Source organism: Arthrobacter sp. MYb213, from assembly GCF_002979915.1.
Lineage (GTDB): Bacteria > Actinomycetota > Actinomycetes > Actinomycetales > Micrococcaceae > Glutamicibacter.
This window is the reverse complement of the sequence record NZ_PCQA01000001.1, coordinates 158,554-182,433: the sequence shown is the minus strand read 5'-3', so window position 1 is coordinate 182,433 and position 23,880 is coordinate 158,554. Positions and strand designations below refer to the sequence as shown.

General features: G+C 55.1%; 22 protein-coding genes. 7 read left to right on the top strand and 15 right to left on the bottom strand.

The annotated features are described in order from the left end of the window. Positions 1-99 precede the first annotated feature (99 nt). Both CQ011_RS00835 and CQ011_RS00830 read left to right on the top strand, forming a co-directional pair. Complete coding sequence (locus CQ011_RS00835) at positions 100-1,470, top strand: TrkH family potassium uptake protein (protein ID WP_286161035.1); 1,371 nt, start codon at positions 100-102, stop codon at positions 1,468-1,470. Further along, the gene (locus tag CQ011_RS00830; protein WP_105673757.1) at positions 1,436-2,158 is read left to right on the top strand and encodes a potassium channel family protein; all 723 of its coding nucleotides are present in this window, start codon (positions 1,436-1,438) and stop codon (positions 2,156-2,158) included. The genes CQ011_RS00835 and CQ011_RS00830 overlap by 35 nt, the downstream gene beginning before the upstream one ends. Before the next feature lie 71 nt (positions 2,159-2,229). Here the strand turns inward: CQ011_RS00830 and secG are convergent, their stop codons facing one another. The 12 genes from secG to uvrA form a co-directional block, all read right to left on the bottom strand. Then, a complete protein-coding gene (gene secG / locus CQ011_RS00825) occupies positions 2,230-2,481 on the bottom strand; it encodes a preprotein translocase subunit SecG (RefSeq protein ID WP_096254582.1) in 252 nt (83 codons plus the stop codon). A 22-nt stretch (positions 2,482-2,503) separates the two neighbouring features. Then, positions 2,504-3,319, bottom strand: coding sequence for a triose-phosphate isomerase (gene tpiA / locus CQ011_RS00820; protein WP_096254581.1), 816 nt, complete (start codon positions 3,317-3,319; stop codon positions 2,504-2,506). Positions 3,320-3,322: 3 nt separating this feature from the next. Beyond that, positions 3,323-4,549, bottom strand: coding sequence for a phosphoglycerate kinase (locus CQ011_RS00815; RefSeq protein ID WP_105673755.1), 1,227 nt, complete (start codon positions 4,547-4,549; stop codon positions 3,323-3,325). Between the two features lie 16 nt (positions 4,550-4,565). Then, a complete protein-coding gene (gene gap, locus CQ011_RS00810; RefSeq protein WP_105673753.1) occupies positions 4,566-5,573 on the bottom strand; it encodes a type I glyceraldehyde-3-phosphate dehydrogenase in 1,008 nt (335 codons plus the stop codon). A 200-nt stretch (positions 5,574-5,773) separates the two neighbouring features. Beyond that, on the bottom strand, positions 5,774-6,403 hold the full coding sequence (locus CQ011_RS00805) for a superoxide dismutase (protein WP_096254578.1): 630 nt from the start codon (positions 6,401-6,403) through the stop codon (positions 5,774-5,776). A 62-nt stretch (positions 6,404-6,465) separates the two neighbouring features. Then, on the bottom strand, positions 6,466-7,446 hold the full coding sequence (gene whiA / locus CQ011_RS00800) for a DNA-binding protein WhiA (RefSeq protein WP_096254577.1): 981 nt from the start codon (positions 7,444-7,446) through the stop codon (positions 6,466-6,468). 27 nt (positions 7,447-7,473) lie between these two features. Next, positions 7,474-8,499, bottom strand: coding sequence for a gluconeogenesis factor YvcK family protein (locus CQ011_RS00795; protein WP_105673751.1), 1,026 nt, complete (start codon positions 8,497-8,499; stop codon positions 7,474-7,476). A 6-nt stretch (positions 8,500-8,505) separates the two neighbouring features. Beyond that, a complete protein-coding gene (gene rapZ / locus CQ011_RS00790) occupies positions 8,506-9,399 on the bottom strand; it encodes an RNase adapter RapZ (RefSeq protein WP_105673749.1) in 894 nt (297 codons plus the stop codon). Positions 9,400-9,408: 9 nt separating this feature from the next. Beyond that, the gene (gene uvrC, locus CQ011_RS00785; protein WP_105673747.1) at positions 9,409-11,346 is read right to left on the bottom strand and encodes an excinuclease ABC subunit UvrC; all 1,938 of its coding nucleotides are present in this window, start codon (positions 11,344-11,346) and stop codon (positions 9,409-9,411) included. A gap of 2 nt (positions 11,347-11,348) precedes the next feature. Next, a complete protein-coding gene (locus CQ011_RS00780; protein WP_105673745.1) occupies positions 11,349-12,020 on the bottom strand; it encodes a lysophospholipid acyltransferase family protein in 672 nt (223 codons plus the stop codon). Then, the gene (locus tag CQ011_RS00775; protein WP_286161034.1) at positions 12,020-12,718 is read right to left on the bottom strand and encodes an HAD hydrolase-like protein; all 699 of its coding nucleotides are present in this window, start codon (positions 12,716-12,718) and stop codon (positions 12,020-12,022) included. Before CQ011_RS00775 ends, CQ011_RS00780 begins: the two co-directional genes overlap by 1 nt. 97 nt (positions 12,719-12,815) lie before the next feature. Continuing rightward, on the bottom strand, positions 12,816-15,686 hold the full coding sequence (gene uvrA / locus CQ011_RS00770; RefSeq protein ID WP_105673743.1) for an excinuclease ABC subunit UvrA: 2,871 nt from the start codon (positions 15,684-15,686) through the stop codon (positions 12,816-12,818). A gap of 466 nt (positions 15,687-16,152) precedes the next feature. On the opposite strand from uvrA, the gene CQ011_RS00765 reads away from it, so the two are divergent. Then, the gene (locus tag CQ011_RS00765; RefSeq protein ID WP_286161033.1) at positions 16,153-16,980 is read left to right on the top strand and encodes an SDR family NAD(P)-dependent oxidoreductase; all 828 of its coding nucleotides are present in this window, start codon (positions 16,153-16,155) and stop codon (positions 16,978-16,980) included. A gap of 210 nt (positions 16,981-17,190) precedes the next feature. Here CQ011_RS00765 and CQ011_RS00760 read toward each other — a convergent pair whose 3' ends face one another. Further along, the gene (locus CQ011_RS00760; protein WP_105673739.1) at positions 17,191-17,568 is read right to left on the bottom strand and encodes a GntR family transcriptional regulator; all 378 of its coding nucleotides are present in this window, start codon (positions 17,566-17,568) and stop codon (positions 17,191-17,193) included. 83 nt (positions 17,569-17,651) lie between these two features. On the opposite strand from CQ011_RS00760, the gene CQ011_RS00755 reads away from it, so the two are divergent. Further along, positions 17,652-18,305 carry an MBL fold metallo-hydrolase gene (locus CQ011_RS00755; protein ID WP_105673737.1) on the top strand — a complete coding sequence of 218 codons (654 nt, stop codon included), beginning with the start codon at positions 17,652-17,654 and terminating at the stop codon, positions 18,303-18,305. Positions 18,306-18,419: 114 nt separating this feature from the next. Here the strand turns inward: CQ011_RS00755 and CQ011_RS00750 are convergent, their stop codons facing one another. Further along, positions 18,420-19,211, bottom strand: a complete 792-nt coding sequence (locus CQ011_RS00750; RefSeq protein WP_105673735.1) for a methyltransferase domain-containing protein — start codon at positions 19,209-19,211, stop codon at positions 18,420-18,422. Positions 19,212-19,288: 77 nt separating this feature from the next. Between CQ011_RS00750 and CQ011_RS00745 the strand changes: the two genes are divergently transcribed. The 3 genes from CQ011_RS00745 (at position 19,289) to CQ011_RS00735 (ending at position 23,120) form a co-directional block, all read left to right on the top strand. Continuing rightward, a complete protein-coding gene (locus CQ011_RS00745) occupies positions 19,289-21,817 on the top strand; it encodes a DEAD/DEAH box helicase (protein WP_105673733.1) in 2,529 nt (842 codons plus the stop codon). Positions 21,818-21,889: 72 nt separating this feature from the next. Then, on the top strand, positions 21,890-22,084 hold the full coding sequence (locus tag CQ011_RS00740) for a hypothetical protein (RefSeq protein ID WP_105673730.1): 195 nt from the start codon (positions 21,890-21,892) through the stop codon (positions 22,082-22,084). A 463-nt stretch (positions 22,085-22,547) separates the two neighbouring features. Further along, on the top strand, positions 22,548-23,120 hold the full coding sequence (locus CQ011_RS00735; protein WP_105674944.1) for a dihydrofolate reductase family protein: 573 nt from the start codon (positions 22,548-22,550) through the stop codon (positions 23,118-23,120). Here CQ011_RS00735 and CQ011_RS00730 read toward each other — a convergent pair. Further along, positions 23,117-23,869: a metal-dependent hydrolase gene (locus CQ011_RS00730; protein ID WP_105673728.1), complete on the bottom strand. Its 753-nt coding sequence runs from the start codon at positions 23,867-23,869 to the stop codon at positions 23,117-23,119. The genes CQ011_RS00735 and CQ011_RS00730 overlap by 4 nt on opposite strands. Between the last annotated feature and the right edge of the window lie 11 nt (positions 23,870-23,880).

Here is a 23,880-nt window from a genome sequence, read left to right as displayed (position 1 = left end):
GAGCTGCAAATCACACTAGACAAAACCCGGTTCAGGCGTAGGATTTCATTCGTTACTCCCGCTCGCGCATAAGCACGATGCAACTTCGAACGATGTGAAATGATGCGCGCAGATTCTTCTAGACCCCCTCACTCCCGGGGACAAAATTCACTGGCAAAACCTGCCCAGGTCGTCGCGTTGGGGTTCCTCGGTGCGATTCTTGTCGGTGGCTTGTTGCTAGCTACTCCATGGGCGCACAACGAAGGTCACTTCACTTCTTTAATCGATGCGATCTTCACCGCGACTTCCGCAGTCTGCGTGACCGGGTTGACCGTGGTGGACACGGCGACCTACTACACGCTGTTCGGCAAAATCGTGATCATTGTGCTGATCCAGCTCGGCGGCTTAGGGATCATGCTCGTCGCCTCGCTGCTGAGCATGCTGCTGATGGGAAAAATTGGCACACTGACCCGGCTTTCCAGCCAACGTGAAAGCAGCGCGCTCAGTGGGCAAGATATCCGCACCGCCGCTAAGACGGTGTTACTGCTGTCCCTGTCCATCGAAGCGCTCACGGCCACAGTGTTGACCATCCGGTTCTGGCTTAGCTACGACCACAGTTTGCCGATGGCAATGTGGCATGGCGCATTCCATGCGATATCGGCCTTTAACAATGCTGGCTTTGCCTTGTACACGGATAATCTCATGGGCTTCGTTGACGACCCGTGGATTAGCCTACCGATCAGCTTTGCCATCATCCTCGGCGGCCTGGGCTTTCCCGTACTCGTCCAACTGCGCCGTTACGGTTCAAACACCCTGAAATGGAGTATGAATACTCGACTGGTCTTGCTAATGACAGCGATTCTGCTCATTGGTGGCACCGCATTCATCACCGTCATGGAATGGAACAACCCCAAGACGCTCGGAGCACTGGATCCAGCAGGTCGACTCTTGGCCGGATTCTTCCAATCAGTGCAAACACGTACCGCGGGATTCAACTCCATCGACATCGGGGCCATGCATCCGGCAACCTGGCTGGGCATGGATGTGCTCATGTTTATCGGCGGCGGACCGGCGGGTACCGCTGGTGGCATCAAGATCACGACAGCTGCGGTCTTGGCATTCATTATCATTACCGAGCTACGTGGAGATGCTGCCGTCAATGTGTTGGGCAAACGACTCTCACGTTCGGTCCATCGTCAAGCGCTCACCGTTGCACTATTGGGTGCCGCAGCAGTTTTTGCCGGGACCATGTGCTTAGTGTTATTTACGGACTACTCACTGGATCGTTGCCTCTTCGAGGTGACGTCGGCTTTTGGCACCGTCGGGCTAAGTACGGGCATCACCCCTGACCTACCAGATGAAGCCAAGGTAGTGCTGATAGCTCTGATGTACCTGGGGCGCGTAGGAGTGCTATCTCTCGGCTCCGCACTAGCCCTGCGCAATCGTAAGGCTCTCTATGAGCTTCCCAAAGAAAGGCCGGCCATTGGCTAAGTTACTAAATTTCCATTCAGAGTCAAAGATTACCTCCACCGCCGATTCGGTGGCAGTGATCGGGTTGGGCCGCTTTGGCAGTTCACTCGCGTTAGAGCTAATGAAAACCGGGACTCATGTTTTGGGCATTGACCAACATGAGGACAATGTCCAGGCACTCAATGGCGAATTGACGCAGGTAGTTAAGGCCGATGCCTCACGCCGTGAGGTTCTTGAGCAGCTCGCCATCCATGACTTTGACCGTGTGGTGGTTGCCGTAGGTAGCCACCTACAGTCCTCAATCCTTTGCTGTTCACTACTTGTGAGCATGAAGATTCCACTGATTTGGGCAAAAGCGCAAGATGACAGGCATGGGCTGATACTTGAGCAACTCGGCGTTAACCACATCGTCTATCCAGAAAAAGACATGGGCCGCCGGGTGGCCCACCTGGTCCGCGGGTCAATCATGGACTATCTGGAAGTAGACCCCGGATACGCCATGGTTAAAATGTTGGCACCAAAGTCTCTCTGCGGGATTCCGCTGAGCGAAACTCAGACAAGAAAAAAGTACCGGGTGACCATCGCAGCCAAAGCTAGTGGAGCTGGTATTTGGCAGAACACCGATGTAGACACCGTACTCAATGAAGGCGATCGGGTGCTGGTGTTAGGCTCCACCGTTGATACTGACCGGTTTGGACAGCTTCGTTAGCAGCATGAAGCAGCATCACTTTTAACGAATTCGAGGGTCCCACTTGTGTGGGACCCTCGAATTTTAGTCGCTTATGACTCGACGCTAAATCGCATCACTAGCGCCAGACCGATAATAACGGCGCCCCAGACCAGACCGAGAATAATGGTAATTCGGTTCAGGTTGCGCTCGGCAACACCCGACGAACCCATCGAGCTGGTCATGCCGCCACCGAACATGTCGGACATACCGCCGCCTCGACCCTTATGAAGCAGGATCAGGAGGGTTAGCAAGACACTGGTAATGCCCAGTAGTACTTGCAAAATGATCTTGATGATATCCAAGTCGACGGTTCCTTAATTAGATTCAGTCGGTGACCAGATGGTGCTCGAACCTTACAATATTAGCAAATTCTTCGGCATCCAAGCTAGCACCACCGACCAACACGCCATCAACATCTCGTTCACGCATGATTGCGGCGGCGTTTGCAGCCTTGACACTGCCACCGTAAAGCAGGCGCGCCTTCTGCGCAACTTCTTCACCGAAACGCTCCGTCAGTGCCCCACGAATCGCGGAACACATTTCCTGAGCGTCTGCTGGTCCGGCAACTTCACCGGTTCCAATGGCCCATACCGGCTCGTAAGCAACAACCAAGGTTGCTGCCTGCTCGGCGGTAATGCCTTCCAACGACTCGGCAAGCTGTGTCAGCGTGTAGGCAACATGCTCGCTTGCTTGCCGCACCTCAAGGCCTTCTCCAACACAAAGTACCGGAGTTACCTCGTGGCGGTAAGCGGCGGTAAGCTTCGCAGCCACCACAGCGTTGGTCTCGTTGTGGTACTCACGTCGCTCCGAGTGGCCAACCAGCACGTAGCTGCAGCCGAGCTTGTTCAGGAACTGACCGGAGATTTCTCCGGTGTACGCACCCGAATCCTGAGCGGACAAATCCTGAGCGCCGTAAACGACGTCCAGCTTATCGCCGAGGGTCAGGGTCTGCACACCACGGATGTCGGTAAACGGTGGGAACACCGCAACCTCAGCGCGATCATAGTCGTGCTGTGCATCCTTCAGGGTCCACGCCAATTTCTGCACCAGAGTGATGCCCTGGACGTGGTCCATGTTCATCTTCCAGTTGCCGGCAATTAGCGGCTGACGCACATAGGCGCCGTTATTCGACATCGTCATAATTTAGCCTTCCAAAGCGGCAACACCGGGCAGGGTCTTGCCTTCAAGGTATTCCAGCGACGCTCCGCCACCAGTGGAGATATGGCCGAAATCATCCTCAGAGAAGCCCAACGCACGTACCGCAGCGGCAGAATCGCCACCGCCTACTACGCTGAATGCCTCGGAATCAGCCAGAGCCTGGGCCACCGTGCGGGTGCCCTCGGCAAAAGCCGGGATTTCGAAGACGCCCATTGGGCCGTTCCAGAACACCGTGTTTGCACTCGTGATGTAGCTGGCGAACAGTTCCGCAGACTTTGGACCAATGTCCAAGCCCAAACCGTTAGCGCCGAAGCTCGCTTGCTCGATCTTGTCGGCATCAAGCACCTCGTGCTCGGCGTCGGCACCAAACTTGCTGGCCACCACCACGTCACTAGGAACAATGATGTCGCAGCCTAGTTTCTCAGCGCGGCTTAGGTATTCCTGGCAGACCGAAATCTGGTCTTCTTCAAGCAAGGATCCGCCAATAGCGTGCCCCTGGGCCTTGAGGAAGGTGAATGCCATGCCTCCACCGATCAGCAACTGATCGGCCTTGCCAAGCAAGTTGTCAATTACTGCAAGCTTGTCCGAAACCTTTGAACCACCCAAGACAACAACGTAGGGACGCTTAGGAGCCTCGGTGAGGGTCTTCAGTACCTTGATCTCAGTGGCGACAAGGTCACCCTGGTAGCTAGGCAGCAAAGCCGCAATGTCGAAGACCGAAGCGTGCTTACGGTGAACCGCGCCAAAGGCGTCGTTCACATAAGCGCCGTTTTCGCCGGTCAGCAAGGTCAATGCCTTAGCGAACTCCTCGCGCTCGGCATCCACCTTGGAGGTTTCACGAGCATCAAAACGCACGTTTTCAAGTACGAGAACTGAACCTTCGGTCAACGCTGCAGCGCTCTCGCGGGCAGAATCGCCCACGACGTCGGTTGCTACGCTGACCTCGAAGTCAGATAACTCGTTCAGCCGATGTGCGGCCGGCGCGATGGAATACTTCGAATCAACCTGGCCCTTAGGGCGGCCCAGGTGCGCCATCACAATGACCTTGGCACCAGCCTCGGTCAGTTTGGTGATCACCGGAAGAGACGCGCGGACGCGTCCATCATCAGTTACGGTCGCCCCGTCGAGCGGTACGTTTAGGTCACTACGAACCAAAACGTACCGCCCGCGGACACCGTCAGCGAGTAAATCGTCGAGAGTGTGAGAAGTCATGTCTCTAGGTTATCGACTAGAGGCTTGATCCCACGAATTCAACAAGGTCAACGAGTCGCGAAGAGTATCCCCACTCGTTGTCGTACCATGCCACAACCTTCGCGGTATTACCGATCACGGTGGTCAAACCGGAGTCAAAAATAGCCGAGTGAGGGTTCGTCACAATATCAGAGGAAACCAATGGATCGGTCGAGTACTCAAGGTACTGAGCCATCTTGCCTTCGGTTGCAGCCTTCTCGAAGGCTGCGTTGATCTCTTCCACGGTGGCGGTACGTGCCAGGTTGACCGTCAGGTCGGTAGCTGAGCCCGTTGGCACTGGCACGCGCATGGCGTAACCGTTGAGCTTGCCCTTCAACTCTGGCAGAACCACACCGATTGCCTTGGCGGCACCGGTGGAAGTTGGGATGACGTTCAGCGCTGCGGCACGTGCACGGCGAGGATCGCTATGCGGGGCATCCTGTAGACGCTGGTCTGCCGTGTAGGCGTGAATGGTGGTCATGAGACCGTCAACAATGCCGAATTCATCATTCAACACCTTGGCCATAGGGGCCAAGCAGTTGGTGGTGCATGAAGCATTGGAGATGATGTGGTGGTTTGCCGGATCATACTTCTCGTGGTTGGCACCCATCACGATAGTGATGTCTTCATCCTTGGCCGGAGCCGAGATGATGACTTTTTTTGCGCCAGCAGCAATGTGCTTCTTGGCGTCTTCGGCTTTGGTGAAGAAGCCCGTCGATTCGATGACGACATCGACGTTCATCTCGCCCCATGGAAGGTTTGCCGGGTCTCGCTCGGACAGAACCTTGATGCGGCGTTCTCCGACGACGATGGTATCGCCATCTACGGATACCGGCTGGCCGACTGGGCCGAGCACGGAATCAAACTTCACCAGGTGGGCAAGTGAGTCGATTGAACCAAGGTCATTGACGGCGACGATGTCGATGTCTGCATTATGTGCAAGCGTTGCACGCAGGAAGTTGCGTCCGATTCGACCGAAACCATTGATTCCAACACGAGTTGTCACGTGACTATCTCCTCTAAATGGGATGACGTTGCCACAACCGTGCTTTTCACGGAAGTGGCCTGCTTATCTAAGAGGACACTCCGTTGTGCCGTGTGTTGCGGACCTCGCAAAAATGCGAGGTCCGCAACACACTTGTAACATCCTACGCGATAATCGCGCAAAATGTGAGGTGAATTACCCGAAGGTTAATTCAATGTAGATTATTTACCTGGAACGATGAGCGAAGCGGCACCGGTGCGGGCTGCTTCGAAGCGTGCCTGGACATCTGCCCAGTTCACGATGTTCCAGAAGGCCTTGACGTAGTCAGCCTTGACGTTGACGTAGTCCAGGTAGAAGGCGTGCTCCCACATGTCCAGCATCAACAGCGGGATGGTTCCTACTGGAACGTTGCCCTGCTGATCGTAAAGCTGCTCGATGACCAGCTGACCACCCAGTGGCTCGTAAGCCAGGATTGCCCAACCCGAACCCTGCAGGCTCATGGCCGAAGCGGTGAAGTGGCCGCGGAAAGCGTCGAACGAGCCGAAGAACTCGTCCAAGGCTGCTGCCAACTCGCCTACTGGCTTGTCGCCACCTTCTGGGGAGAGGTTGTTCCAGAAGATCGAGTGGTTGGTGTGTCCACCCAAGTGGAACGCCAGGTCCTTCGAAAGCTTTGGAATGTTACCGAATTCGCCCTTTTCGCGAGCTTCTGCCAACTGCTCCAACGCCGAGTTTGCGCCAGCAACGTAAGTTGCGTGGTGCTTCGAGTGGTGCAGCTCCATAATGCGAGCCGAGATGTTCGGCTCTAGTGCAGCGTAGTCGTACTGCAATTCAGGCAGTGAATAAACAGCCATGATTCTCCTCAATCTTCTCAATTGGTTGAATCTCCGCGGAAGGTCTCCCGCGGGGACAATTTTTACTGTTCCAGTTCATCTACTGGAACACTGGACTCCGTGCCAGGTATTCCCATATCACCGGCTTTTTTATCAGCCATCGCCAAAAGGCGGCGAATGCGACCGGCAATCGCGTCTTTGGTCATCGGCGGCTCGGCCATGCGACCCAGCTCGTCCAATGACGCTTGCTTGTGCTCCAGACGCAGCACCCCGGCGTAGCGCAGATGCTCGGGCACCTCGTCACCAAGAATTTCTAACGCCCGCTCTACGCGTGCACCGGCAGCTACGGCGGCCTGTGCACTACGACGCAGGTTGGCATCATCGAAATTCGCTAGTCGGTTCGCGGTGGCGCGAACTTCTTTACGCATTCGACGCTCTTCCCACACCATGAGTGCATCATGTGCACCCATACGGGTCAAAAGCTGAGCGATTGCATCCCCGTCGCGAATGACCACGCGGTCGACACCACGTACCTCGCGCGCTTTCACCGTGAGGTCCAGGCGTCGTGCAGCGCCAACCAGAGCCAGTGCGGCTTCTGGTCCAGGGCAAGTGATTTCTAATGCGGAGCTGCGTCCAGGTTCGGTCAACGAACCATGCGATAAGAAGGCGCCACGCCAGACCGCTTCGGCATCCGCGGTAGAGCCGTTAACAATCACCGAGGGAAGCCCACGAACGGGCCGTCCACGCTGATCGAGTAGGCCCGTCTGCCGCGCTAAAACTTCGCCATCTTTGGCGACGCGCACGATGTATCGGCTACCCTTGCGGATTCCGGAACCAGAGACCATGACAATCTCTGCGTCGTGTCCGTAGAGCTCGCCAATGGCGACCTTGAGCCTGCGAGCGGTCGCAGCCAAGTCAACCTCGGCCTCGATAACTATTCGCCCGGAGACAATATGTAGTCCGCCGCTGAAGCGGAGCATGGTCGAAACCTCGGCCTTACGTACCGATGGCTTGCGAATCTCAACCCGCGACAGCTCGTCTTTGACGGAAGCCGTCAATGCCATGAATCAAACTCCCTTACATAGATCCGATTAGGATCCTATTGCGGTAAACACCTCATGATAGGCCGCCGCTAAGCGCAACGGGTCGTGCTCGGCACGACCGTCAGATACCCCTACTCTACTAAAGAAGACACGCGCACCGAGTTTTTGCGCTGCCAGCTCAAATCTCTCCTTGTTACGAATCCGCGCTTCATCTGCGATAATCGCATCAAACTTTACTTCTGGAGCATAGCGTCCCAACACTTCGAGATGCGCTGCAGCGTCCATTCCAGTGGTTTCCGCGGTGTCCGTGGCAAGGTTCATTGTCAGCAGTTTCTTAGCGGTTGTATCGGCGAGAGCCTGACGCATATCGGGTAGCAATAAATGCGGCAACACCGAGGTATACCAAGACCCGGGGCCAAGGATGACCCAGTCGGCCAGTTCAATCGCATCCAACGCTTCGGAACATGCTGGCGCGTCAACTGGTTCGAGATGGACGTTAGCAACCAATCCCCCACCGCCGGCAGCCGCCAGTCGGGCTTGCCCGTCCACGCGTCGCTTAATCAGCGTATCGGTCACTTCGTCCGCTTCAAGGACTTCACCATGAATGGACAAAGGAACGGTGCTCATCGGGAGTACCTGACCGCGTGCGCCCAATAGCGCACCGGCCCAGCGCAAACCGGCCACTGGATTATCCAGCAGTTCCCAAAGTGCGAGAATCAGCAGGTTACCCACCGCGTGACCATTGAGCGGTTCTTCGGGATGCTCATCTGATTTAAACCGGTGTTGCATGACATCGCGCCAGGTACGGCCCCAGTCATTATCGTCACAGAGCGCAGCGAGGGCCATGCGCAAATCTCCAGGCGGCAAGACGTCAAAGGAGCCGCGCAAGCGACCTGAGCTTCCACCGTCGTCTGCCACCGTGACTACCGCGGTCAATTCGGTAGTTAGTCGGCGAAGTGCCGAAAGCGAGGCGGACAGACCATGTCCTCCACCCAACGCAACCACCGAGGGGTTGCGCATATCATCGGGCCGGGTAAGGCCCTGAATCGGGATCGGTCCCGTTGCGAATGCCATCGAAAACTACTCCCGGCCTAGATCACGGTGCGTGATATTCACGCGCACGTTTGGCAGCTGCGCCAAACGACGCCCCAATTCGATAGTAGTCGCGACCGAACGGTGCTTACCGCCGGTGCAACCCACAGCGATGGTGGCATAGTGCTTGTTTTCGCGGCGGTACCCCTCAAATACGGGTTCAAGTGCCTTCAAGTAATTAGTGATAAATTCATTGGTTCCCGGCTGACTTAAGACGTAATTTGAGACTTCTTTGTCTTTGCCGGTCTGCGGGCGTAGTTCAGGAACCCAGTGTGGGTTGGGAATGAAACGCACGTCTGCCACGTAGTTGGCGTCGGTAGGAAGACCATATTTGAACCCAAAGCTCATCACGTTAATACGCAGAATGATTGGCCCGGACTCGGCGAACAACTCGGTGGCCGAACGCGCAAGATCATGGACCGACATCGAGGTCGAGTCCAAGATCAGTTCGGCAGCTTCACGTAGCGGTCCGGTAACGTCGCGCTCACGTTGAATGCCGTCGAGGATACGTCCGTCTTCTTGCAACGGGTGCGGGCGACGGCCCTGTTCGAATCGTCGAACCAGAACTTCGTCGCTGGCATCCAGATACACCATGCGGTATTTCACCCCGCCACTGGTCAGCAAGGCCAAAGATTCACGAATCTCTGGGAACAAGGCCTTAGAGCGAACGTCCATGACCACTGCAAGTCGTGCAATGGTTCCGCGCGAACGGCTCATCAGCTCGGTGAGCATCCCCAGCATCGATGGTGGCAGGTTCTCCACCACATACCAGCCAAGGTCTTCCAGCGCATGGGCAACAGTGGTTCGTCCCGCGCCAGACATGCCCGTGACGATCACGAGCTCGGATTCCGGAGGTTTTACAGCTTCATACTCGGTGGTCATAACTCAAGGCTAGTCGACAATTTCACCGGTAGTCATGTTCACACCGGCACGTGAAGTATCTTCTAAGGATTCCTTGATGGAAGTCGCAAGTTTTTCTCCGACTCCAGGGACTTCCATAAGTTGTTCCAGCGTCGCAGTTCGGATCTTTTTCATTGACCCGAAATGTTTACGCAACGCTTCCTGTTTGGACTTGCCCAAACCGTTAATAGCGTCCAGATCCGAGGAGATCATCGATTTAGAACGCTTCGCCCGGTGGAATGTAATGGCGAAACGGTGCGCTTCATCGCGCAGTCGCTGTACTAGATATAGCGCTGCTGAAGCACGAGGCAAGATCACCGGGAACGGATCTTCTGGTAACCATAGCTCTTCGAGACGTTTCGCTAGGCCGACCACCGGAATATCATCAATGCCCAGGTCATCTAAGGCTTTCTGAGCGGCTGCAACCTGTGGCGGACCACCGTCAACAATCACTAAAGACGGTGGGTAAGCGAATTTCTTCTTCTCGGTCGTTCCAGCCTCAACTTCGCCGGTACTAAACGTTTCCGGATCTAGTTTTTCTTTCAGGTACCTATTAAAACGACGGTAAATGACGTCATACATGCTGGCAGTATCATCACGCGCAGCATCACCGGTGATCGAAAACTTTCGATACTCGCTCTTCTTCGGCAGCCCGTCTTCAAAGACCACCATCGAGGCGACAACGTTAGTTCCCTGCGTATGCGAAGCGTCGTAACATTCGATACGTAATAGCGCAGTTTCCGCGCCCAAGGCTTCCTGGAGTTCTTGCATTGCGGCCGAACGCGTCGAAATATCTCCGGCTCGTCTGGACTTATGCAAACGTAATGCTTGTTCGGCGTTTTCAACCACGGTCGAAGCCAGCGCTGCCTTGTCACCACGCTGGGCCACCCGCAGCGAAACATTGGATCCACGCAGTTCGGTCAGCCAGGTCGTTACATCTTCAATATCGTCAGGCAAGGTCGGGACCAGTACCTCGCGTGGGATCCGGTCCGCATGATCGGCATAAACCTGAGTCAGCAACTGCTCCACAAATTCGGCGTCGGTCAGATCCGCAACCTTTTCCACGACCCAGCCGCGTTGTGAACGAATTCGGCCATCTCGTACGTGGAAGACCTGCACGGCTGCTTCGAGTTCATCTGCATGGATACCGAAGACATCAGCCTCGGTATTCTCGGCAAGAACTACAGCATTACGTTCGAAGACCTTATTCAACGCAGCAATGTCATCACGGTAGCGCGCGGCCTTTTCGTATTCGAGCTTGCCTACTGCCTCTTGCATCTGACTGGTGAGTTGGCGGGTGAATTTCCCGGCTTCGCCACCCATAAAGGTGCAAAGGTCATCGGCTAGGTCCCGGTGTTCCTCGGGACTGATACGGCCTACACAGGGTGCGGAGCACTTGTCGATATAGCCCAACAGGCAAGGGCGCCCCGAGGCTTCGGCGCGCTTGAAAACCCCAGGAGCGCAGGTGCGCACCGGGAATACACGTAGAAGAGTGTCGAGTGTTTCACGGATTGCTTTGGCCGGGTAGAACGGGCCAAAGTATTTGACGCCTTTACGTTTGTCCCCTCGCATCACCAGGGCCCGAGGGAACTTTTCATCCATCGTGATGGCAAGATACGGGTAGGTTTTGTCGTCCCGGAAGACGATATTAAAGCGTGGGGTGTATTCCTTGATCCAGGTGTATTCCAGCTGCAGTGCTTCAAGCTCCGAGCCTACGGTGGTCCATTCCACACTCGTCGCGGTGAATACCATCGCACGTGTTTTAGCCGTGAGTCGCTGTGGGTTTACGAAATAGGAAGCCAACCGGTTGCGTAACACGCGGGCTTTGCCGACGTAAATGACCCGCCCGTGTTCATCGCGGAAGCGATAGACGCCAGGCTTAGTGGGGATGTCAGATGATTTGGGACGGTAACTGGCTGGATCTGCCATAACTACTTCGCGTCCGGTGGCAACTGGTTGTACGAGTCGACGCGTTCCTGTCCGCTTAGTTCGGCAATTGCGTCAACAATCCTGTCGGTTGCACGACGACGCTCCGGCAATGGGTGTTTACGTCCCAGCTGCTCGAAGTACAACGGTTCACCGTAATGAATGGAAAATTTGGTGGGACGAATCCCCTTCGCACCGGCAGGCTGAAGTTTCTCGGTGCCAATGAGTCCCACCGGGATCACAGGAACACCGGTGGTCAGTGCCAACCACCCCACACCGGTACGCCCGCGGTACAGCTTCCCGTCACGGGAACGCGTACCTTCAGGATAAATACCGATTCCGCTTCCGCTTTCAATGATCTCTACTAACGAGTCCAAGGCGGCCACGGAAGCTGCCTGCTCACCACGTTGTACCGGGATAGAACCGACAGACTCGAAGAAGGTCTTCATGGCTTTGCCTTTAATGCCCGGAGTGGTGAAATACTCCGCCTTCGCAAAAAACGCGACATCTCGTGGGGTAAGCGCCTGAACGATAATCGAGTCTAGGAATGACAAGTGGTTTGAGGCGACAATAAATCCGCCGTCTTTGGGCACATTGTGTAGGCCGGTGATTTCGGGGCGGCACAAGGTGTGGAGCATTCCGCGGATGGAGGAACGGGTCATAGTGTAAAGACTCATTACTTCTGTCCCTCCTGCATCGTTGTTCTTGCTAACTGCGCTGCGCCTTGTTCACCAAGCAGTAACTGCGCAAGTTCTTGCACGGTAGCTACCAGGTGGTCGGCAACGTCCAGTTCGTTTTCAAGCGCGAATCCCCAGGCCACGCCGATCGACGACACCGAATTTTCACGTGCCGCATCGAGGTCATAGTGTCGATCACCCACGACAACGCAACTCGCCGGGTCTAGCTTACCTGCGGTGAGTGCGGCCTGAACAATATGAGTTTTGCTTGACCCCATCGTCCCGTGCTCTGATGCATTTCCGAAGATCGCATCTAAGGACGAATCAAGGTTCTGCTTGCTAATCAGTTCTCGCGCGATAGGTTCTGGCTTGGCGGTAGTCACCGCGACGTAGATCCCGGCTTCACGCAAGGTCGTCAAAAGTTCACGAATCCCGGGGTAGACCCGAGAGGCCGCCATACCTACCTCGGCATAACGTGCCCGGTAATCCGCAATGATCTCCTCGATATTCCCATCGTGGACACCATCAAGGGTGCGCAGACCGATTTGCAGGGGTGGACCCACTAACGCTTCGACAGCTTCCTCCCCCGGATCGGTGACGCCATTGGCCACGAGGGCATGACGAATTCCGGATGTTATGGAACCTGCCGGGTCCACGAGAGTCCCGTCCAGATCAAAGAGCACACTTGTTACCGACATATTCACCTAGACATCTTCCCATGAAGCGGACTCACGTAAACAATCCATAACTGAAATCGCATATTCAGTGGGTCCGCTTCAGTAGTGAATCGTTGAACTAGAGAACCTCGGAAAGGAACTTTCCAGTGTGTGAAGCAGCCACCTTCGCCACCTGTTCCGGGCTACCGGTCGCAAGAATGGTGCCACCGCCCGAACCGCCTTCAGGACCCAAATCGATCACCCAGTCAGCAGACTTGATGACATCAAGATTGTGCTCAATGGTTAACACGGTATTTCCCTTGTCGACCAAACCCTGCAGGACCTTAAGCAGCTTGCGAATGTCCTCGAAGTGCAACCCGGTGGTCGGCTCGTCCAACACGTAAATGGAGCGACCATTTGAGCGCTTCTGCAGTTCTGCGGCAAGCTTCACACGCTGCGCCTCACCGCCAGATAACGTAGTGGCTGGCTGACCCAAACGCACATATCCCAGTCCCACATCAACAAGCGTCCGCAGGTGACGCGCGATAGGTGTGAAGGCAGCGAAGAATTCGGCACCCTCAGAGATCGGCATGTTCAGCACATCTGAAATGTTCTTGCCCTTGTAGAGCACCTGCAAGGTTTCGCGGTTGTAGCGCGCTCCATGGCAGACCTCGCACGGCACATACACGTCAGGAAGGAAGTTCATTTCGATCTTCAGCGTGCCGTCACCCGAGCAGGACTCGCAACGACCACCTTTGACGTTAAAGGAGAACCGACCTGGCTGATAGCCGCGCAGTTTTGCTTCGTTCGTTTCTGCGAAAAGTTTGCGAATGTTATCAAACACACCGGTATACGTGGCCGGGTTTGAGCGTGGTGTTCGGCCAATCGGCGACTGGTCTACGTGCACAACTTTGTCCAGCTGGTCTAGGCCTACCACGCGGGTGTGGCGGCCGGGAACCTGCTTGGCACCATTGAGCTTATTGGCCAGCACCTTGTACAAGATGTCATTAACTAGAGTCGACTTACCTGAGCCGGAGACACCGGTAATCGCGGTGAGTACACCCAGCGGGAAGTCCACCGTGACATCTTGTAGGTTGTTTTCTTTCGCACCCACCAGTTTCAGTACACGCTTTTTATCGATCTTTCGGCGCTTGGCCGGCAGCTCAATCTGCTTACGTCCCGAGAGGTAGTCGCCGGTCAAAGAGCGAGTGTTTTTCTTCAGATCTTCTAGCGAGCCAGAGTGCACAACTTCGCCACCGTGTTCACCTGCGCCAGGACCAATATCCACGATCCAGTCGGCCTCGGCGATGGTGTCCTCATCGTGTTCAACCACGATCAGCGTGTTGCCCAGCGAACGCAGGTGCAACAAAGTTTCAATCAACCGGCGATTATCGCGCTGGTGCAATCCAATGGATGGCTCGTCCAAAACGTAGAGCACGCCCACCAGACCGGAACCAATTTGTGTGGCCAGACGAATACGCTGAGCTTCACCACCTGACAAGGTGCCAGCTGCACGCTCAAGGGTCAAGTATTCCAACCCCACGTCCAGCAAGAACTTCATGCGGGCGCCAATTTCTTTCAACACCTGGTTGGCGATCTGCGCCTCGCGCTCGCTCAGTTCCAGACTGGTCAAGAATTCTGCGGCCGAACGCAGGTCCATTGCTGCCACCGCGGCAATGGATTTTCCACCGATCAGCACCGAGAGGGACGCCGGGTTTAGTCGCGCTCCACCACAAGTCGGGCAGTGGATCTGACGCATGTACTGCTCGTAGCGGTCACGGGCATGGTCCGACTCGGTCTCCTGATGCTTGCGGTGAACATAGGAGATGACACCTTCAAACCCGGTGGAGTACTTACGTTCGCGGCCGAAGCGATTCTTGTACTGCACGACCACCTTATGGTCCTTGCCGTGCAAGATTGCCTGACGCGCGGCTGGCGGAAGATCCTGCCAGGCGGTGTCCATGGTGAACCCAAGCTCCTTGCCCAGGCCTTCAATCAGACGGTTCCAGTACTCGGTAGTCGCTTTACCTAGGGACCATGGGGCAATGGCTCCCTCGGTCAGTGGAAGCTCTGGATCCGGGATGATCAGGTGCTCATCAACCTCAAGCTTGGTGCCGATGCCGCTACAAGCGGAGCATGCGCCGAAAGGGTTGTTAAAGGAGAAAGTGCGCGGCTCAATCTCATCGATGGCCAAGGGGTGCTCGTTTGGGCACGCGAGGTTCTCGGAGAATGCACGTACCCGCTTCGGATCATCTTCGTCAAGATCAACAAAGTCCACCAGTACCCGGCCTTCGGCAAGGTTCAATGCGGTTTCTACCGAGTCGGTCAGCCGCTGTTGCACCGTGTCGTTGATTGCTAGGCGATCAACGACCACCTCGATGGTGTGCTTGATCTGCTTGCCCAGCTTCGGTGGGTCTGAAAGCTGAATAGTTTTGCCATCTACCCGTGCGCGGGCAAAGCCCTTGGAAGAAAGCTCAGCGAACAGATCAACGAACTCTCCCTTGCGCGCACGAACCACGGGTGCGAGCACCTGGAAGCGTGTCTTCTCTGGCATTTCCAGCAGCTGGTCAACAATTTGTTGGGGCGACTGCTTAGAAATTGGCTCGCCACATTCGGGGCAGTGCGGGTGTCCTACACGGGCCCAGAGCAAACGCATGTAGTCGTACACCTCGGTAATGGTGCCAACGGTGGAGCGTGGATTGCGGTTCGTGGATTTCTGGTCGATCGACACTGCCGGGGAAAGACCTTCAATGAAATCTACGTCCGGTTTGTCGACCTGCCCAAGGAACATGCGCGCATATGCCGAGAGGGACTCCACGTAGCGTCGCTGTCCTTCGGCGAAAATCGTGTCGAAGGCTAGAGATGATTTACCTGAACCGGACAACCCGGTAAAGACGATCATCGCATCACGCGGGAGATCCACATCTACGTTCTTCAGGTTGTGCTCACGCGCACCCTTGACGATCAGACGGGACAAATCGAGTTTTTTGCTTTCTGCAGTAATAGCCACGAGGTAATACTAATCGAAAACTACTTCGAATAAACGTGGCATGTGGCACAAATCAGTGACACGTTCGCGAAGGGCGATATTCGATCGATTTCTCGGGCCGTAGACTTACTGGTCCACTGGCATTTAGGGCTTCAAGCAAGCGCCGTGGCTCGGCTGGTCGAGCCCCGCAGTTTCGTCCAGGTAAGACCCAGCCAGTTCAAATATTGTGGCGAGTGCGAAAGCCCGGTTCACGATGCATGCCTGGCTATTCCCCGCGGTGGAATCCGTAGGAAATGACCCATTCCGTGGTTCCGCATTTCCATTAGGATGAATTTAAGCGGGTTGCCCCGCAAATGCGGAGTCGTACTACTACGAGCGTAAAAGTACGCATTCAGATCTACCTGATGACCACATCCACCCGTTGCAGCAAGTTACGAACACGATAGCTCTCTTCGGACGTGCGATGACATCTAGGAACGAGTTCAACTTGAGAAAAACAATTATCATCACCGGCGGTAGCGACGGCATCGGAGCAGCTGCCGCGCGCAAGCTAGTTGCACGTGGACATCGCGTCGTCATCGTTGGACGCTCGCTGCACAAAACTAAGGATCTGGCCGCAGAGCTCGACATTCCCTTTCATATTGCGGATTTCGCCGAACTAGCTCAGGTGCAGCAGCTCGCGAGCACGCTCCTAGAGTCGTATCCTGAAATCAACGTACTTGCGAACAATGCCGGCGGTATCATGGGGCCACGCGTCATTACCGTGGACGAGCATGAAAAGACATTCCAGGTTAACCACCTCGCACCCTTTCTGCTAACTCGTTTGCTCATGCCAGCACTCATCGCAGGTGGCGCCACCGTTATTCAAACAGCCAGTGTGGCTGCTCGTATTTTCGGACGGTTGGACCTCGACGACCTGCAAAATGCGGCCGATTTTGCTCCGCAGAAGGCCTACGGCAATGCGAAACTCGCCAATATCCTCTTTACTCAAGAATTACAGCACCGGTTCGGAACACATGGCGTTACTGCGGTTGCTTTCCACCCTGGAATCGTCGCAAGTAACTTTGCCAGTGACACCACGCACTTCATGCGGCGCGTCTATCACGGACCGCTCAAACGTCTTTTTACCGTGACGACGGAAAAAGGTGCAGACCAGCTGATTTGGCTTGCTGAAGGAACCTCTAATGATTCATTCCTTCCGGGCGCTTATTACGAGACCCGCAGAATAGCTACAAAGGTTAATCCCCAGATGCATAATCCGCGCATCGCGTCACAGCTCTGGGCGAAGTCGGAATTGCTTCTGAAAGGTTTCTAACGTTCAGCCAAAACTTCCGCAATGCACATCTAGACCACGGACCACGCCCAGGCCATCAAAGCGGTCAGATTCTATGTCAGGCTGTCTCTCCCTAAAGCGACGAAGGACTGCCAACCTCTTGACTTGGGGCTGAAAGGACATCTGAGGATTCTTTCGCCGGATGCAATTCGGGTCAATCGACGAGCGACCCAAGCCAGGGCGTCGGTGGGTCTAGCGTGGTAGGGAGCTGAAGGCTGCCCGCAAATACTTGACGGCCGTTTCTTCATCGACTGACCAGGTTTGGGAGACCCTAGCCAGATCGGCGGCCGCGTCGCTGACTTCCTGATCGCCTCGATCATCCGTTGCTTGCACGATCGTTCCATGGCGTCCACGAGTCACCACAGCACCTTGTGCTTCAAGTTCCTTGTAAACCTTCGCGACAGTGTTCACCGCCAGATCGAGGTCACCGGCGAGCGCTCGGACCGAGGGTAGCTTCGTCCCCGGAGCCAAATCACTGCGCGCAATACTAGCTAAAATTTGTTCGCGAACCTGCTGGTAAGGCGCCACACCCGACGTGGGGTCGATACGGATAAAATCGAGGACAGCCATGGGTGCTCCATTCAGTGCAATGCATTTGAGTGACCACCAGAGCCTATCGCGTTCCTGCGCCTGCCCCACGTAGGCTAAAGCGTATGAGCGAACTTCTCTTAAACGACGTCACGATTCGTTCGGTGAGCGTTTCCGAAATGCATAACAATGTTTACTTGGTGACCGAACGCGCTAGTGGAAAACAATTGATCATCGATGCGGCCGATAATATGCCGGCGATTCAAGAACTTATTGACAGTGCAGCTTCCGATGGTCCGGCACCTCAGGTAATAGGCATTGCCACGACCCACGAGCATTGGGACCACGTACGGGCCCTGTCCGAAGCCGTTGCAACGTACAAGGTTCCCACCTATGCGGGCAGTGATGACGTTGCTGGTATTGGCAAGGAGTCAGGGGTGCAGATTTCCGACGGTTTGAACCATGGAGATCAGATCATAGTTGGGGATGTGCATTTAGAAGCCATTCATCTGCGTGGCCATACTCCAGGGTCTATCGCCTATGCACTGCGCGACTCTTCCGGAGTACAAGTCATCTTCAGCGGAGACAGTCTTTTTCCCGGTGGTGTAGGTAATACGTGGAAGGATCCCGAACGATTCGAGTCGCTGATCAACGATGTATCCGAACGTATATTCGAAAAATTCCCGGATGAGACCCACGTTCTTCCCGGACATGGTGGCTCCACCACCGTAGGCAACGAACGCCCTCACTTGGACGAGTGGCGTCAGCGCGGCTGGTAATCGCTGCCAAACGCCAACGTAGAGTTACTTCTGCATGAAGTCAGGGATCCTCGGATGTTCTCATCCGGGGATCCCTGACTTGTAAGCTCAGACGTTTTCTTCGTCTGGATACTTTCAACTGAGTTTGCGGCCAATCATGAAGATTCTTCGGAACGGGAAATTTGTTAGCTTCGATCCGTCCGGCCCTGTAAAAGATAGATAGTGCGTAGAAACCTCGCGTGAATAGTCGGCTTCGAAGTCTAGGTAATCCTCTTCGGTGAGGGCTGCTTTGACTGGCAACAATGCCGTGCCACGCACCCAGTCCAGAATTGGTTCCTCCCCCACCATCACCTGATGATAGGACGTCTCCCAGACGTTCGCTTGAAATCCCGCCTCAAGCAACAGTTTCTGATAGACCTCCGGTTCGCTTACCGCGTCATCATGGCGAAGCACCCCGGAAAGCCTATCTGCCAATTTGTCCGAGTCTGCCACCTGCCGCATCACCGTGTGTGAGTCCGAGCCGAAGTTCCCCGGTATCTGGATAGCTATGTACCCACCGGTTTTCAGATCGTGCAACCAAGTCTTTAACAGTTCACGGTGTTCGGGAAGCCACTGCAACATCGCATTTGAAAAGAGCAGATCAACTTTGTCATCCGGGTGCCACTGGCGCGCATCAACCAGTTCAAAGTCTAGATTCGGCAGTCTTACCGTGTCTTGAGCCTTGGCGATCATTTCCGGCGAGGAATCTAGTCCTGTCACTTGTGCAGCAGGCCACCGTTGAGCCAACAGGCTTGTCTTATTTCCCGGGCCACAGCCGAGATCCACAACCCCGCGGGGTGTGATGTCGTCTAACTGCCCCAGTAAATCTTCGTAGGGACGCCCCCGGTAATCGGCGAATTCTGTATATATGCTCGGATCCCACTTCATGCTTGTCAGCCTAGCCCCACACTACTTTCCGCACTAGCGCCCGGTCATACTTCTCAACGAGATAGGCTTAGAACATCATGTTGCTCACCGATTACCTGCCTGCAGATGCCAAGAATGTTTCCGACGACGAGATTTACGAGTCATTTGGCCGCTGGGTAACCACCCGTGGCATTGATTTGTACCCAGCCCAGGACGAGGCCTCTATGGCCTTAGCCGCCGGAAGCAACGTCATTCTGGCGACGCCTACTGGCTCGGGTAAGTCCTTAGTAGCCATTGCCGCACACTTCTACGCAATGGCACGCGACGAAATCAGCTTCTATACCGCACCGATCAAGGCATTAGTCTCGGAGAAGTTCTTCGACCTATGTAAGATCTTCGGCGCCGAGAACGTTGGCATGGTCACCGGTGATTCCTCGGTGAACGCCGATGCTCCGATCATCTGTTGTACCGCAGAAATCCTAGCGAACATCGCTTTACGTGAAGGCTCACGCGCCGACGCAGGCATGGTCATCATGGATGAGTTCCACTTCTACGCAGACCCGCAACGTGGCTGGGCCTGGCAACTACCACTTATTGAACTCCCACAGTCGCAATTCCTACTGATGAGCGCCACCTTGGGTGATGTCTCACGCTTCGAAAAAGAACTTGAAGAGCGCACCGGAAAGACCACTGTCACCGTTGCCCACTCCGAGCGTCCTATCCCACTTCATTTTTATTACTCGATGGAACCGGTTCAAGAAACCGTCGAGGAACTAATCAAAACCCAGCAGGTCCCGATCTATATCGTGCACTTCTCGCAGTTGGATGCGATTGATCGCGCCACCGGGCTAATGAGCATCAATGTCTGTACCCGTGAGGAAAAGGACCGCATCGCCGAACTGGTGGCAGGTTTCCGTTTCGCCGCCGGATTCGGAAAGACGCTCAACCGTCTAGTACGCCACGGCATCGGTGTGCACCATGCAGGCATGCTACCTAAATACCGCCGGTTGGTAGAGCAGTTGGCTCAGGCAGGACTGCTCAAGGTCATTTGCGGTACCGATACCTTGGGAGTTGGCATCAACGTGCCAATTCGCACGGTGCTGATGACAGCCCTTTCCAAATTTGACGGCACACGCACCCGCATCCTCAACGCCCGCGAATTCCACCAGATTGCCGGCCGTGCCGGACGCGCAGGTTTTGACACCGCGGGTACCGTGATGGTTCAGGCACCGGAACACGCGATTGAAAACCACAAGGCTATGGAAAAGGCTTTGAAGAAGCATGGCGAAGGCTCCTCCAAACTTAAGCAGATCCCCAAGAAGAAGCCACCACAGAACTTTGTCACCTGGGGCGAGAAGACCTATGACAAGATTGTGCATGCGGAGCCCGAAACGCTGAAGTCTTCCTTCCAGGTCTCCCACTCGATGTTGCTCAACCTGCTGGAACGTGAAGGCAACTCCTTCGAAGCAGCCAAACGTATCCTCACCGAGAATCATGAAACTCCTGCCTCGCAGCGCAAGCTGAAGTTGCGTGCCTTAGGCATTCTGCGTGAGCTGATCGCCACCGGTGTGGTGGTTCGCCGCAATGAACCCGATGAACACGGCAACTTCTATGAGCTAACGGTGCACCTGCAGCAGAACTTCGCACTGAACCAGCCACTGTCGCCTTTCGCACTAGCTGCGCTGGAGCTCTTCTCCCCTGATTCGCCAAGCTACGCCCTAGATGTAGTTTCGGTCATCGAGGCAACCTTGGAGAAGCCTCGCCAAGTACTTTCTGGCCAGGAGAAGAAAGCCCGTGGTGAGGCTATCGCCGTAATGAAGGCCGACGGGATGGACTACGACGCGCGTATGGCTGCGTTGGAAGAAGTTACCTACCCGCAGCCATTGGCCGAAAAACTCGAAGCTGCCTTTGAACAGTACCGTTCCGGTGCCCCCTGGCTGGCTGACTTCGAACTACAGCCCAAATCAGTGGTGCGAGACATGTATGAGCGAGCCATGGGCTTCTCTGACTTCGTCCAGTACTACCAGCTTGCTCGCTCCGAAGGCGTGCTATTGCGCTACCTCACCGACTCCTACAAGGCGCTACGCCAGAGCGTGCCACAGGATTCGCTACGCGAAGATCTAGAAGACCTTATTGAGTGGCTTGGCGAATTGATCCGCCAGATCGACTCCTCACTTTTGGACGAGTGGGAAGAGCTCTCGCGCGGCGAGCTGCACGAGGAAACCCAGATCACTCCCCCAGCTCCGGATAAGCTCACCACTAACGTCCGTGCCTTCAAGGTAATGGTTCGCAATGAAATGTTCCGTCGAGTGAAGCTTTTCGCCGACGAGCAGGATCAGGCCCTGGGGGAATTAGATGGACACAACGGTTTTGATGCAGACGCCTGGGCCGAAGCCTTGGATAGCTATTTCGAAGAACATGAAGATATTGATGACGGACCTAACGGTCGCGGTTCGAACCTCTTCGTGATCAATGAGAAACCAAATCGAATCTGGGAAGTACGTCAGATTTTCGCCGATCCGGACGAAAATCACGACTGGGGCATCAACGCAACCATCTCCCAAGACGACTCTGACGAAGCAGGTCATCCAGTCGTTACGGTGACCGCTGTGGGGCGCATGGATTAGCCATTCATAGTTCACGAAATATTCACTTAATATGGGCTACTTTCGTGACTGTGCAACGGTAAGGTCGTGGCCATGGATCGCATTCGACTGCGCATGCTCGGCAGCCTCGTCATGTTTATCGCATGGCTCGCCCTGATCAATAACTACGCAGTGCTCTTCACCGCTGAAGGCTTATTTCCCACACTCCTGCAGCTGGGACTGGTACTCGTTGGTACCGGATTACTCTATGTGAGCTGGGCTCCGAAGGTGGCCGGCAACCAACCTTAAACCCGGATTCGTACCACTTCGCTCTTGGAGTGGTACGTCCGGGTGTAGGACTACCGCAGAAGACAAAAACCTAGACTTGCACGGTTCTTATCACAGTTCCTCAAAGTCATCGGTTCCCAGATTCCGTTGCGGCATACGGGAGCTTTCACTCTTCTTGGGTATTCCTTCGCTCATTACAGTGCTCGCACTTTGTCTAAGCAAAGTTTCGACTGCCCCGCTTTCAATAGTCTGCTTGTCTCATTTGTTGTTCCCACGCGGAAAAGTGTTTCGCGGCTTCAAATACGCCAAGATACTGTTGCGAAGAAAAACAACCGCCAGCACCGTTCTCATTAGAGACCCAGAAGGCTTGGGACTCGCGGATCTGTCTGTGGCAGTTGAGGGTTTCTTCCAATTCTCTAGCCACGGAGGACTTCCTGCCCTAGGCTTTGTCGTGGAATTTATTCACTACTGGGCGGAGTCTAAAATGCCACGCAAGCTCGTCTACTACGTGGCGGTAAGCCTCGATGGATATATCGCCGCGCCTAATGGCGATCCTTCAGCTTTCCCCATCGAAGGGGACCACATGGAAGTGGTACTCAGAGAATACGGTGACGCAGTTCCTTCCCACGTCCAGAAAGCTTTAGGGCTCACTGCGCCAAGGACGAAATTTGATTCAGTCATCATGGGGTGGAATACCTACAACCCGGAATCTAACGGCGGACTCGACTCTCCCTACGCACACCTACACCAAATAGTGGCGTCCAAAAATGCGCGAAGCGTGCCAGATCATGTGGAACTGACCCACGATCCGCTCGCCAAAATCCGCGAGTTGAAGCACGAAACAGGTTTGGACATCTATTTATGTGGCGGCGGAGAGCTGGCCGGTGAACTCTTGCCGGAAATCGACCGACTAGTTCTCAAACGCAACCCCTTGGTTTTTGGATCAGGGATTCCTTTGTTCGGCTCGCGCAGTTATCAGCCTGTTGAGTTCGTTCACGCCCGAACTCGAACTTTCGATTCGGGAGTGAGCATCACCGAATACGACTGTGCTCGCTAGGTCAGAATAATTGCGATCGCAACATAGGAAGTCATGAGGCTGGCAAGTATCCATTCAGCCTTCGACCCCGTCTCGGCCAGGACCGGCAATGCGACCCGTCCGTTCGCTTTCCAGCAGTCACCGACCACCGGGAGTTTGCGAAACCAGCGAGGCGCGCCAATCTTGATCGGCCACAACAGGTTACAACCGCCAATGGTGAGCATATCCCCCACAATGTGAACGATCACCCCCACGGTGACCGCCAGCGGAAACCACGCTCTCTCATCCGGTGCGTTCATTCCAACAAACGCGCCAGCAGCCAACGCAATCACCCAACACAAAAGCGGAGGCATGAACTTTACGCTCTTGACCGCGAAGGAAATCAGCAAAATCGCGAAGAGCGCCGCCCCTGGATAGACCACCCCAAGTTGGTCCACGTCCATTGACCAAGAATCAGCCAACCAGGCAATAAATATAAAGAATAAGATCCCCAAGATTGAGTGGGTACCGTTACGGTGTCCGCCAGCAGCCTTACTGATCACTCGGGTCACGATATTTGAAATTGGTGGCAAGGACCGCGCAATTGTTGCCTTGTGATGATCCGCGTCAGGAAGTAACGCCGCCCCGGCGCAAACAATCGCGCCAGCCAAGGTTTCCCACCGCTCCATATGGAGTACGCCAAATCCCAGATTCACCGAACCGACCGTTACCGGAGTTGTTATTGCAAGCCAGGCGGCCGCGCCGCTCATGGCGTGGTGTCCACCCATCATGAATTCAACCT